This window comes from Spiroplasma attinicola, assembly GCF_023509825.1.
GTDB classification, from domain to species: Bacteria; Bacillota_I; Bacilli_A; order Mycoplasmatales; family VBWQ01; genus Spiroplasma_D; species Spiroplasma_D attinicola.
Genome location: NZ_JAKQXY010000001.1, coordinates 341,335 through 354,828, shown reverse-complemented (window position 1 = coordinate 354,828; position 13,494 = coordinate 341,335). Strand labels below are relative to the sequence as shown.

14 protein-coding genes are annotated in these 13,494 nt (G+C 24.3%); all 14 read left to right on the top strand.

Translation table 4 applies throughout. The annotated features are described in order from the left end of the window. Positions 1-356: 356 nt before the first annotated feature. The 14 genes from LT335_RS04505 (at position 357) to LT335_RS01680 (ending at position 13,380) form a co-directional block, all read left to right on the top strand. Entirely contained in the window at positions 357-2,354 is a 1,998-nt protein-coding gene (locus LT335_RS04505) for a GGDEF domain-containing protein (RefSeq protein WP_249728188.1), read from the top strand. After that, positions 2,326-2,769: a 50S ribosomal protein L9 gene (gene rplI, locus LT335_RS01740; protein ID WP_249728187.1), complete on the top strand. Its 444-nt coding sequence runs from the start codon at positions 2,326-2,328 to the stop codon at positions 2,767-2,769. Before LT335_RS04505 ends, rplI begins: the two co-directional genes overlap by 29 nt. An 11-nt stretch (positions 2,770-2,780) precedes the next feature. After that, positions 2,781-4,133 carry a replicative DNA helicase gene (gene dnaB, locus LT335_RS01735; protein WP_249728185.1) on the top strand — a complete coding sequence of 451 codons (1,353 nt, stop codon included), beginning with the start codon at positions 2,781-2,783 and terminating at the stop codon, positions 4,131-4,133. Positions 4,134-4,238: 105 nt separating this feature from the next. Continuing rightward, on the top strand, positions 4,239-5,042 hold the full coding sequence (locus LT335_RS01730) for a hypothetical protein (RefSeq protein WP_249728183.1): 804 nt from the start codon (positions 4,239-4,241) through the stop codon (positions 5,040-5,042). Positions 5,043-5,047: 5 nt separating this feature from the next. Continuing rightward, a complete protein-coding gene (locus tag LT335_RS01725) occupies positions 5,048-5,524 on the top strand; it encodes a 23S rRNA (pseudouridine(1915)-N(3))-methyltransferase RlmH (protein ID WP_249728182.1) in 477 nt (158 codons plus the stop codon). A 27-nt stretch (positions 5,525-5,551) separates the two neighbouring features. Further along, positions 5,552-5,776, top strand: coding sequence for a hypothetical protein (locus LT335_RS01720; protein ID WP_249728180.1), 225 nt, complete (start codon positions 5,552-5,554; stop codon positions 5,774-5,776). A 53-nt stretch (positions 5,777-5,829) separates the two neighbouring features. Next, positions 5,830-6,522 (top strand): uracil-DNA glycosylase, encoded by a 693-nt coding sequence (locus LT335_RS01715; RefSeq protein WP_249728178.1) that lies wholly within the window; start codon positions 5,830-5,832, stop codon positions 6,520-6,522. Between the two features lie 90 nt (positions 6,523-6,612). Then, positions 6,613-7,539 (top strand): hypothetical protein, encoded by a 927-nt coding sequence (locus tag LT335_RS01710; protein WP_249728177.1) that lies wholly within the window; start codon positions 6,613-6,615, stop codon positions 7,537-7,539. A gap of 28 nt (positions 7,540-7,567) precedes the next feature. Further along, positions 7,568-8,683, top strand: coding sequence for a Mur ligase family protein (locus LT335_RS01705; protein ID WP_249728175.1), 1,116 nt, complete (start codon positions 7,568-7,570; stop codon positions 8,681-8,683). Positions 8,684-8,694: 11 nt separating this feature from the next. Next, complete coding sequence (locus LT335_RS01700; RefSeq protein ID WP_249728174.1) at positions 8,695-9,411, top strand: folate family ECF transporter S component; 717 nt, start codon at positions 8,695-8,697, stop codon at positions 9,409-9,411. Next, a complete protein-coding gene (cysS, locus tag LT335_RS01695) occupies positions 9,404-10,747 on the top strand; it encodes a cysteine--tRNA ligase (RefSeq protein ID WP_249728172.1) in 1,344 nt (447 codons plus the stop codon). The genes LT335_RS01700 and cysS overlap by 8 nt, the downstream gene beginning before the upstream one ends. 36 nt (positions 10,748-10,783) lie before the next feature. After that, positions 10,784-11,512: a 23S rRNA (guanosine(2251)-2'-O)-methyltransferase RlmB gene (gene rlmB, locus LT335_RS01690; protein WP_249728170.1), complete on the top strand. Its 729-nt coding sequence runs from the start codon at positions 10,784-10,786 to the stop codon at positions 11,510-11,512. A 79-nt stretch (positions 11,513-11,591) separates the two neighbouring features. After that, positions 11,592-12,134 (top strand): hypothetical protein, encoded by a 543-nt coding sequence (locus LT335_RS01685; RefSeq protein WP_249728168.1) that lies wholly within the window; start codon positions 11,592-11,594, stop codon positions 12,132-12,134. 16 nt (positions 12,135-12,150) lie between these two features. Then, a complete protein-coding gene (locus tag LT335_RS01680; RefSeq protein ID WP_249728167.1) occupies positions 12,151-13,380 on the top strand; it encodes a replication-associated recombination protein A in 1,230 nt (409 codons plus the stop codon). The last annotated feature ends 114 nt before the right edge of the window (positions 13,381-13,494 follow it).

Here is a 13,494-nt window from a genome sequence, read left to right as displayed (position 1 = left end):
AATTTCTGTAAAATACTTTCGATTCTCAATTCATTTACAAAGATGAGCATGTGTTCTTAAATAATTAATAAAATAAATTAATAGTTTAAAGTCATAGTTTGTTTGATCTTTTTTATCTTTTAATTTTTTTATTTTTTTCTGATATTTTTTTTGTTGATACTGAAAATAATATTATTTATTCAAATCTAACCACTAAATTTATACGGCCAAGTTATTTCCATTTAAATTAAAGCGATAAAAGATATTTATGTGGTAAGGTTAATTACATTTTACATGTTATGATAATTTTAGTTATAGTATTAGTTATAGTATAATTAAAATAGTAATTCAGACAGTAATAATGTAGGAAGTGTAATGTGTTTAAATCCTTGCGAAATTATCATTTGATTATTATCATTTGATTAGCAATTGAAATTTTAGTTGGGCTAACTTATTTTATTATTAATATTCATAATAAAATTGATGTCCCTTCAGTTATCATTATTTTGACTTTAGTAATTGGTAATTTTTTAATTATTTGTCTTTATATTTTTCTTTTTAGTTTATGAATTAGAAGAAGATATATTAGTACTGCTGAAGTTCTTAAGTTGAATAATACTCAAGCTTTAACCTTTGGTAGTGTTGGGATGATTATTTTAGATTCTGACTTGAATATTATGTGAATTAGTGAATTTTTAGAAGATAAAAGTCTTGGTAAATTAGTTGGAAAATCAGTTGTTAAGTTATCAAAAGATTTTGAACAATTAACGAATAGTAATATTAATAAAATTACTTTAAAAATTGAAGATATGTTATATGATGCAATTTATTTAACACAAACACGAACAATTTTATTACAAGAAACAACAAGATATCATTTACTATATGATAAATTACAAAAAGAAAAGTTAGTTTTTGCTGTTATTAATGTTGATAATTTTTATAATTCTTTACAAAAATTACGAGTTGAAAATCAAATTAAAGTTGAAGCTTTCATTAAAACGGAATTAAATAACTTTGCTGATCAATATTCAGGTTTATTATTAGGAAATATTGAAGATGGTTATATTGTTTTACTTTATCAAAGTGAATTTGAAAAAGCTAAAGCTGATAATTTTCCTTTAATTCAAAATGTTCGGGAAGGAGTTAAGAAATTTAAAGCTGATATTACATTATCAGCTGGATTTGCTTATGGTAATGTTGTTAGTAAAGACTTATATGAGTTAGCACTTGAAGCAAAAGAATTAGCAGTTTATCGTGGTGGTGATCAAGTTGTAATTCGTGAATCTGGTGGTAATACAATCTTTATTGGTGGAACAATTGAAGCAAAACAATCAGAATCAAAAATTAACATTAGAATGTTTGCTCAATCATTAATTAATGAAATTAGATTAGCAGGTAATGTTTTAGTTATGGGACATCGGATGGCTGATTTTGATAGTATTTCATCGGGAGTTGCAATTGTTGAAATTGCTAAAAGTTTAAATCGCCAAGCACATTATGTTGTTACTCAAAATGAACTTGATGAAAAAACAAAAGAAGTTTTAGATATTTTGGTTCCTGAATCATATATTAGTCGTAAATTTGTTAATAGTAAGCAAGCATTAAAATTATTACAAAGTAATACTTTATTAGTTATTGTTGATACTCATAATCCTGATCGGGTTGATAGTCCAGAAGTTTTAAATAAAGCAACAAAGATTATTGTTATTGACCATCATCGTGTTTCTGATGAAGTAATTTATAATACTGTTATTTCTTATATTGATGCTGGTACTTCTTCAACTGCTGAATCATTAGCCGAAATTATGTATTATAATGATTTTACTAATATTGAAAATGATTTTTTATGAAATTTAATGTTAGCAGGAATTTTAATTGACACTAATAATTTCCAAGTTAGAACAACAAGAAGAACTTTTGAGGCTTGTGGTTTATTAATTGATTGAGGAGCTTCAATTTCCAGAGTTAAAGGGTTATTAAAAAATAGTTTAAATGAATTGATTAGTAAGTTTGCTTTAGTTAGCAAAGCCAAAGAAATTAAAAAAGGTTTTTTAGCTGCTGTTGGTGATGAAAATGAAGACTTTCATGTAACATTTTTGGCACAAATTTCTGAAATGTTGCTTGATTTGAAAGATTGTAAAGTTGCATTTGCTATTGGTTATGATAAACAAAAGCGAGCTTGTATGTCTGCAAGAAGTAATGGTGAAGTTAATGTCCAAATTATTTGTGAAAGTTTAGGTGGTGGTGGTCATTTTAGTGCTGCTGGTGTTCAAAGTAGTAAGTTTTCAATTGAAGAATTATATGAAAAATTAGTTGATTTAGTCGAGAAAGGGGTTTATCAAAGTGAAAGTAATACTCTTAAACGAAGTTAAAAATTTAGGAAAAGTTAATCAAATCGTAGAGGTTAATGATGGATATGCGAAAAATTATTTATTTCCTAATAATCTTGCAATTATTGCAACTGATGATGCGTTGAAAGTTAATCAAAATATTAAAAATCAAGAAAAAAATGTTGCTTTAGAAAAACTTAAATATTATCAAAATATGAAAAAAGATTTAGAAAGTTTAACTTTAGAATTTCATTTATTAACAAACAATGGTAAAGTAACTAATGCCATTTCAACAAAGCAAATTTGTGCTTATTTGCATTATAATTATGGTATTGAACTTGATAAACATAAGTTTATCAATTTTAGACCAATTAAAACAATTGGGATGACTGAAATAGTAGTTAAATTATATTCAGATATTGTTGCTAAAGTTAAAATTAAAGTCATTGCTAAATAAAGGAGTTAATCATGACTGAAAATCAAGAACATATTAATGAGGTTGAAATTAATATTTTAGGTGCAATGATTCAATCTTCAAGGGCTTGTGAAACTGCTTTAGAAATTTTAAAAGACCAAGATTTTACAATTAAAAATAATCAGTTAATTTTTAATACAATTGTTGATTTATTTAACAATAATGTTGGTATTGATATGACAACAATTAGTGAATCTTTGGTTAAAAAAAATGCTTTAGATAAAATTGGTGGCATTAATTATTTATCTTATTTAATTCAAAATTATATTAGCGATGCTAATATCAAAGAACATATTAATATTCTGGTTGAAAGAACAACAAAAAGACAATTATCGCAAGCATTGAAAAAAATTAATCAAGACTTACAAGGTGATAAAAAAATTACTGATATTTTAAGTGCTGCTGAAAAAGAAATTATTGAAGTATCTAATGAAAGAAATAGCCAGGAATTAACACCAATTGCTAATTCAATTGATGATGTTGTTGAGAAAATTGAAAAACTGCAAAAATCAAATCAAACATTAACTGGTGTTGCTTCGGGAATTAATAATCTTGATGCTTTAACTAGTGGTTTTCAACCTGGTGATTTTATTATTTTAGCTGCTCGACCATCAATGGGTAAAACAGCATTAGCTTTAAATTTTGCTTTAAATGCTGCTGCAACTTTAAAACAATCTAATCAAGCTGTCTTAGTTTTTTCTTTAGAAATGCCAAAAGATCAATTAATTACAAGAATGATTTCTTGTCAAGGTAATTTTGATGCTCATAAACTAAGAAATAAGTTTAAATTAACAAATGATGATTGAAGAAGAATTAGTACAACTGCTGAGGCTTTAAAACAAAAAACAATTATTATTGATGATAGTCCTGGGTTAAGAATTCTAGAATTGCAAACAAAAGTTCGAAAATTAGTTCGTGAATATGACATTAAGTTAGTTATTATTGATTATTTACAATTATTAACTAGTTCAAGTAGCAGTGAATCGCGACAACAAGAAGTTTCAAATATTTCTCGTAGTTTAAAGGTTTTAGCAAGAGAGTTAAATATTCCAATTATTTGTTTATCACAATTATCAAGATTAGTTGAAAGACGAGAAGAAAAACGCCCTTTGATGTCAGATTTAAGAGAATCAGGAGCAATTGAACAAGATGCTGATTTAATTATGTTTTTATATCGTGATGATTATTATAAAGAAAAAAATGCTGAATCAGAAGAAGTCAAAGAAACACAAGATAACCATATTGCTGAAATTATTATTTCTAAACATCGTAATGGTCCAACTGGTAAAGTTTTAACTGTTTTTATTCCAAAATGAGGGAAGTTTGAAAACTATCAAAGCTCTTAATAAGAGTTCATTTTAATAAATGGACTTTTTTGCTTTTTTAATTAAAATAAGTTAATATTAACAATATTATATTTAGTAAAAATTAAAAGGAGAAATAATAAATCAATGAAAAAATTAATTGCCTTTTTTTCAGCAATTACATTTTTAGGAACTTCAACTTTAGCAGTTAGTGCTTGTGGAGTTTCTAAAGGACAAGAAATTAAAGTTGAAATTAATAATGTACCAAAAAAAGCTGAAGATGGTCAAGATCCACTTAAGGATTATGTTTACAATAATACATATAATTATAATGCTAGTTATGTTATTTATCTGACAGCACTTGCTGCTCAATTAGCTTCTGACAAAATTTACTACGATGATGGTAAAACTCTTAATGGTGATAATTGAAAACAATTTTATGCTTCAACAGAATGAAGAACAAAATCTTTTTCAAGTTTTAATTATGCCGATAGTGAAAATAGTCAAGGTTTTTCTTATCAAGATAGTGCTGGGACTGATTTCATTTATCAAATTAATAAAAATGATGCATCAGTTGATGCTAATAAGTTAAGAATGTATTGATTTATTACTAGTGCTACTCCTTGAAGTGCCGATAGTTCGTATCAACCAACAAAAAATAATATTACAATTCCAAGTATTGATGATTTTAAAACTGATAAAGAGATAATTCAAAAACAAGGTTATGTTCATTTTTATTTAATAATGGGAAATTATCAAATTGATTTTAGTGTTCAAATTACTTTTTATTTTGGTAAAATTATTGATAAAAATAAGCAACCAACTGTTGTTTTAAATTTAGATACTTTTTCTAAACCATTAGGTAATATTAAATTTGATGATCGTGAAACAGCAGCTAATGACAAGATTGTTAATCTTACTTTATCGCCAAAACCAGCAACATCAAGCTAAGAAAAATGTTAAATATTATTATCATTGCTGTTGGTAAACTTGATACAAACTATTGAAGTTCAGCTTTTCAGGAATATTATAAGAGATTAAAAAATTCTGCCAAGATTACTACTCATACAATTAATGAAATAACTACTAATAAAAATATTGCGATTAATCTCAAATTAGAAGCAAGTAAAATTAATCTTTTGCTAGATAAATATCATGATTACCAATCTTTTTTATTAGATTTGAATGGTGATTTAATTACAAGTGAAGAATTAGCAAAAATAATTATTACTAATCAAAATTTTCATCAAGGAAAATTATTATTTATTATTGGTAGCAGTAATGGTGTTGCTACTGAAATTAAAAATAATCCTAAAATTAGAAAACTTGCTTTTGGTCGTATTACTTTATTACATCAGTTAGCACAAGTAATTTTAATTGAACAATTATATCGAGCAGTTCAAATTATTAATAATAAACCTTATCATAAGTAAAATAATGTGAAAAGGAATTAAGAAAATATGGAAGTTTGTTATAAATGTAAATTAATAATTAAAGAAAATGAACAATATATTAATGTACCTTGAGGTTTAAAAAATAAAGTTAAAATGCATGTAGAATGTTATAATAAAAATAAAAAAGAAAGCAAAAGAAGTTCTTGATCGATTTTTGGAATTATTGTTTTGATTTTGGTTGTTTCAACTATTGTTTTCTTTTTAGTTTTATTATATTTTTTTATCAATTAAGATTTGTAATACAATTGAATTATTATTTAAAATTAATTCAAGGAGGGTATAAAATGGCTAGTAAATTATTAGTAGATAACTCTTGAAATGAGTTTTTCACATTTGAACAAAAACAAGAATATTTTCCGGAATTATTGAATAATATTAAAAAGGAATATCAAACTCATCGTTGTTTTCCAAAATGAGATAATATCTTTCAAGTTTTTTCATTAATAAGTCTTGATAAAGTAAAAGTTATTATTCTTGGTCAAGATCCTTATCATCAACCAAATCAGGCTCATGGTCTTGCTTTTAGTGTTTTACCTAAAGTGCCATTGCCACCAAGTTTAAGAAATATTTTCCAAGAGTTAAAAGATGATTTAGGTGTTGATAATGGAGAAAATGGTTATTTAATTGACTGAGCAAAACAAGGAGTTTTTTTATTAAATACTGCTTTAACAGTTAGATATAATAATGCTAACAGTCATAGTATTTATAATTGACATATTTTTACTGATAATGTATTGCGTTATTTAAATGAAAAACGAGAAAATTTAGTATTTATCTTATGAGGTAATAATGCTAGATTGAAAAAGCAATTAATTGATCAAAATAAGCATTTAATTATTGAAAGTCCTCATCCCTCATTTTTTAGTGCTAACAGAGGTTTTTTTGGTTCTAAACCTTTTAGTAGAACTAATGATTGGTTAATTAAAACTGGACAAGAACCAATTAATTGAAAATTATCACAAGATTATTTAAACTAATTAACATTTAAAATAGAATTATAGAAATTAATAAAAACCGTATGATATACTTGTTTTAACTTACTGTGTAATAAAGAAAGGTAACCAAAGATGCTTTTGAAACTTAATGCTGTAACTAGTAACTTTTCTTTATTTACCAATACAACTGCTCGTTATTTAATTCTTGCTTTTACAATAGTAATGGTTCTTTATGTTTTAATTAGTATTTTTTGAAGATGATTAAAAAAAGATAAATATCAAGGATCAAGATTTACAACAAAAAATATTGCTTACATAACAATGTTAACTTCAGTTTCAGTTGTTATGACAATTCTTGTTTCAGTAACAATTCCGATTACAGTTTTACCACCTGTTCGCTTAGCAATTGAAGGTTTAATGATTAAGATTACTGGTTATTTATTTGGTCCAATCATTGGTATTATTTCAGGAACAATAACTGATATGTTAGTCATGCTTTTTGTTCCTTCTTATATTAATCCGGTTTATATTTTTTGTATTATTCTAACAGGATTTTTTGCTGGAATTGGTGGCGTTGCCAAGTTTAAACTAAAAAATCATCCTTGAACTATGTTTATTTTAGTTAATTTATTAATGTTATTTTTTATTGGTGGTGGTTCTTATCTTGTTTGACAATATCCAGCTAATAACATCCCTTTATCAGCAGGTATTGTGATGAATAAATATGCTGTTGTTGCTATTATTGCTGGTGGTGGAGTTTTTACTTTATTAGTTATTTATCTTGTTTTATTTTATTATTTAATAACTAAGAAAAAAGAAAGAATTAATGAAGTTCTGCCAATTATTCTTTTAACAATTTTAGTTGAATATGTTGTTACTGTTTTGATTGCCTCCTATGCTGATATGAGTTTTTTATCGTCATCATCAACAAAAGATTATGGTTTAACGATGATTGCCCGACTTGTGGCAGCACCAATCCAAATTATTTTTAATGTTATTATTATTTATGTAACTTGAAGAACAGTTAGTCCGTTAATTAATATTGATAATCTCAATTAATTTGTAATTTGAGTAGAGGATATATAATATGAATGATAATTTTTGAACTTGATTAAATAAATATCCAGGAGTTAATAGTTTAGCGAAACTAAACATTTTAAAGGATAAATATTTAAATAATAATATTAAATATATTCATATAACTGGGACAAATGGTAAGGGTTCAGTTGCTCGTTATTTACATGCAGTTTTAAGTCAAAATTTGAATTTAAAAGTTGGTTTATTTACTTCACCTCATATTCTGGTAATTAATGAAAGAATAATAATTAATAATCAAATGATTAGTGATCAAGACTTTTTAAGAATTAAAACTTTAATTTTAGATGATGTTAATAAATATCAATTAGGATTTTTTGCAATTTTAACTTTAATTGCTTTAATTTATTTTCAAGAACAAAAAGTTTCTTGAGCTGTCATTGAAGTTGGTATTGGTGGTTTGTTTGATGCTACTAATATTATTAAAAGTGATTATGCTGTTTTAACTTCATTAGCTAAAGATCATTCTGAAATTTTGGGTAATAATTTATTATTAATTCTAAACCAAAAGTTAGGTATTATTAAACCAACAACCAAAAAATTTTTTGTTTCGGGAAATATTAAAGAATCTTTGAAACAAATTATTGCTAATCAAATTAAAACTGAAATTTATTTTTCAAAAAAAATTATTAATCAAGGATATTTTTTAGAAAATCAAACTTTAACTCTTTTAATTATTAATACTTTGTTTCCTAATTTAGATGATAAAGCAATCTGAGAAACAATCAATCAAACTGAGGTGTTATTACGCTTTCAAATGATTAAGATTTTTAATCGAACAATTTATTTTGATGTTGCTCATAATGTTGCCGGTGTCAATGCCTTAATTAAAATTTTAAAATTAAATAAAATTGCAATTGATCAAATTATTTTTTCAGCTTTAAAGGTGAAGCAACCAAATTTGCTAATTGAAAAATTAAGTAGTAATTTAACAAGTAATATTATTGTTTGTGAAAATCATCATCATTTAAGTATTATTGGAGAAAAGTTTGATTTAGATAAAATGATTTTAAATGTAAAAGAAAATAGTACAATATTGGTAACAGGTTCTTGTTATTTTGCTGCTTTAGTTTATCAAGAAATCTTATTAAAAGAGAAAGATATTTAAAAAATAAAAATATGGTTTTATTATGATTAAATTTAATTTCAGGATTAATTATTGTTGTTATTTGCTTATTAATTATTATTTGAGATTGAAAGAATTCTAAATTAGAATTACAAAATATTAAATTAATTGTTTTAACAGCTTTTTTAATTGCGATATCGGTATTTTTAAATTCAACAGTAAAAGTTTTTTTAAATTCAGTAATATCAGCAAAAATTTTTGAAGCAAGAATTGGTAATTTTGCATTAGTTTTAATTGGTTTTTTTTGCGGTGGGATCTTAGGGTTTTTAGCAGGTATTGCTGCTGATTTTTTAGGAGTAATTATTTATAATAGTGGAACACCAGTTTTATTTTTTACTTTAACAAGTATCCTCTGATGTATTTTGCCTTATTATTTAACAAAATTTTTTAGTCATTTTTTTTTTAGTAAGCGTTTAATTTATTTTTATTTATCACTAACTTATACATGTACTTTATTATTAATTACAGGAATTAACCCAATTGTTTTAAAATATATGTATAACTTACAAGGATGATGAATATTATATTTGCCAAGAATTATTAAATTACCATTAGATATTGTCATTAATAGTTTTTTATTAATAATTGTTTATCGCAGTTTTATTAAAAGTTCTCAATTAAGTGCAAAAATTTATCAAATAACAAATAATAAAAAATCGAGAAAAATATTAAAATCACAAGTAAATAGTGAAGGTGCTAATAATGGTTAAAATTTTTGATAGTATGTCAAAAACAAAAAAACAATTAACAACTAATAAGGTTGTTAATTTATATTTATGTGGGCCAACTGTTTATAATTATATTCATATTGGAAATATTAGACCGGTAATAATTATTGACGTTTTGTGCCGATTATTAATTAATGAAAAATATAAGATTAATTATGTTCATAATATTACTGATATTGATGATAAAATTATTGACCAAGCAAAAAAAGAAAAAACAACTGAAGTTAAAATTAGTAATAAATATTTTCAAGCTTATTTAAATGATTTAAAAACTTTAAATATTTTATTACCAACAAAAATGCCAAGAGTTACTAATTATATTTCTGAAAATATTAAGTTTATTGAATCTTTAATTGCTTTAAAAAATGCTTATATTGTTAAGAACGATGTTTATTTTGAGGTTGATAAAGTATCTAGTTATGGTGCTTTAGCTAATAAAAAACTAGATGAATTAATTCCTAACTATCGTACCAATGATAATCGAGAAAAAAAATCACCTTTTGATTTTGCTTTATGAAAAGATACTGAAATTGGAATAAATTGAGAAAGTCCTTGAGGAAAAGGTCGACCAGGTTGACATACTGAATGTGTCACTTTTATTGAAAATTTATTTGATGGCAAAACTATCAATTTTCATGGTGGCGGTGTTGACTTAAAATTCCCTCATCATGAAAATGAACGAGTACAATTTTTAGTTAAACATAATCAGTCATTAGCAAATATTTGATGACATAATGGTCATGTTAATTTAGATAATGAAAAAATGTCAAAATCATTAAATAATGTAATTTTAGTAAAAGATTTTTGTCAAAAATATCAACCAAATGTTTTGCGTTATTTAATTTTAAATCATGATCATCAACAACCAATTAATTTCACTGAACAATTAATTGTTGAAGCAATTAATACAATTAAGAAATATCAAACAATTTTACAATTATGAAGTTATCAAATTTTTATTAAAACAATTAAAATTAAAGAAAAAAATAAATATGACAAAAAATATTATCAATTAGTAATTAATTACTTAAGCGATAATATTAATACAACAAATGTTCTTACAACAATTAGTAATATGATTAAAGAATTGCATGATAAAATCAATAAAAATGATTTTGGTGAACAGTCACAAACAGTTTTTCAAACTTTAGTCTTTACTTTTAAAATTTTAGGATTTGATTTTAAATTTGGTAATTATTCAAAATCAATTCAAACAAAAATTAAAACTTGAGAGGAATTAAAAGCAAAAAAAGATTTTAAGAAAGCGGATTTACTTCGTACTGAATTACAGGATTTAGGAATTTTACCAAAAAATTAATCTTTTAATTAATAAAATAAAAAAAGGAAAAGAATTATGTTCTCTTATATTTATGGTTATCATCCAGTTTTAATGGCATTGGAAAAAAGTTCTTTAGTAAAAATTAAGAAAGTTTTTCTTGTTGAAAATAAACATGAAAAATTGTTAGGACAATTGAAGAAAGCAAAAATTGAATATCAATATATTTCTTTAGAAAAAATGAATAATTTATTACAAACATCAAAACATCAAAATATTTGTGCTGAAGTTGTTTCTTATCATTATTTTAGCCTTAATGAAATTTTAAATATCCTTCCTAAAAATAAGTTTTATCGTTTTTTAATTTGTGACAAAATTACTGATCCTCATAATTTTGGTTCAATTTTACGAATTGCTGCTGGTAATGATTTTGATTGTGTTATTATTTTAAGTCGTAATCAAGCCGAAGTTAATGCAATTGTTGCAAAAGCTGCTGCTGGAGCCTTGAGTGTCATTAAAATTTGTCAGGTTAATAATTTAAGTCAAATTATTAATTTTTTACAACAAAAAAAATTCTGAATTTTAGCTGCTGATAAAGCTGATAAAGCAGTTGAATATCAAAATTTGAAATATGATCATCATTTAGGATTAATCATTGGTAATGAAGGTCATGGAATTAGTAATAATATTTTAAAAAAAGCTGATTATCTTGTGACAATTCCAATGTCAAATGAGATAGAGTCATTTAATGCTAGTGTTGCATGTGGAATTATTGCTAATAATATTTATTTAAAATCAAAAAAATAATACAAAGAAATAATAATTTTTTTCGTTTTTATTAATTCTCTTTCATAATTGAATTAAATAATTATGAAAGGAGAAATTTATGGATGATGAAGAATTAATTTACTTATTTTCAGTAATAAAAAATGATTGAGCATTTAATTATTTATATCAAAAGTATTTAAATTTAATCAAAACTTTTACTAAAAAAATTTTTTATAAATTTTTTAGCATTCCTTTAGAACTAAATGATTTTGAGACAGTTACTTATTTAATTTTTTATCAAAGTGTTGTTGATTTTCAATTAAGAAAAAATAAATCGTTTAAAAATTTTTTCTTAAATAATTTAAATTGAGGGTTACTAAAATATTTTAAAAAATATACAGGCAAAAATCATCAAATTCTTAATTTTGCTTCTAGTTATCAAGATTATTTGCTTGATAATAATTTTGGTTTTTACGATCAATTTAAACAATTTGAATTAAGTGATTTAAATCTAAGTTTTTTTGAAAAAAATGTTTTAAAATTAAAATATCAAGGTTTTTCAAATCAAGAAATAATGGCAAAATTAAATTTAAATTACAAACAAGTTGATAATGCCTTTCAAAGAGTAATTTTAAAAGTGAAAAATATTAATCAATTGTAATAATTTAGGAGAAATTATGTTAGAACCATTAGCAACAATTTTGCGGCCAAAAACTTTAAATGATATTATTGGTCAAACTGATTTAGTAAATTCAAAGAATGGTATTATTTTTAAAATTATTGCTAAAAAATTCTTACCTTCAATGATTTTATATGGACCTCCAGGAACAGGGAAAACTTCACTAGCTCAAGTTATTGCTCAAGACTTAAAAATTTCTTTTACAATTTTTAATGCTGCAACTGATAAAAAACAAGAATTAGAAAAAATTTTTACTTTAGCAAAAAAAGAAAAAAAATATTTATTAATTATTGAAGAAATTCATCGTATGAATCGTGATCGTCAAGACTTGCTTTTGCAATATTTAGAACAAGGAACTTTTACTTTGATTGCTTGTACTAGTGAAAATCCTTATTTTGTTGTTAATCCTGCTTTACGAAGTCGTTGTTTAATGATTGAATTAAAACGAATTAATGATCAAGAAATGTTTGATGGTTTAAAAAAAGTAATAACTGAAAATAAAATTTTTAAAATCAAAATTACTGATGAAGCATTAAAAATGATTTGTCAGTTAGCTAGTGGTGATTTGCGCGTTGCGATAAATATTCTTGAATTAACTAATAATTTGTATCCAAAAACTGAAATTACCGTTGAATTAATTAATAAGTTAGTTCCACAAGCTAATTTGTGAAACTTTAAAGAAGGTGATGAACACCATGATTTAAAGTCAGCATTACAAAAATCAATTCGTGGCAGTGATGTTGATGCTGCAATTTATTATTTAGCAAGATTATTAGCAACAGGTGATTATGAAGCACTTTTGCGAAGATTATTAATAATTGCTTATGAAGATGTTGCTTTAGCAAATCCTGCAATTTGTTTACGAGTTCAGGGAGCAATTAATGCTTTTCGTCAAATTGGCATGCCTGAAGGAATAATTCCACTAGGCTTGACGGTAGTTGAAATGGCTTTAAGTGAAAAGTCCAATACTACTAATGAAGCAATTCAAAAAGCTTATCAAGATGTTTTACAAGGTAAGATTTATCCAATTCCTGATTATTTGCGTAGTGGTGTGTCTTTTAATAAGAAAAAAAATTATAAATATCCTCCTAATTTTAAAAATTCTTATGTTAAACAACAATATTTACCAGATGAATTAAAGCAAGTTAGATATTATAACCCTAAATTTGAAAGTGTTTATGAAAGAAAAATTAATCAATTATATAAGCAGTTTACAAATAAAAGTTAATAAATTATATTATAAAGCGACCGAATAAAGTTTTTTACGGATAAGATGATTAATAAATTAACTTATTAATTATCTTTTTTCAATTCTTAATAATTGTAGCATGCTTATTTTAAA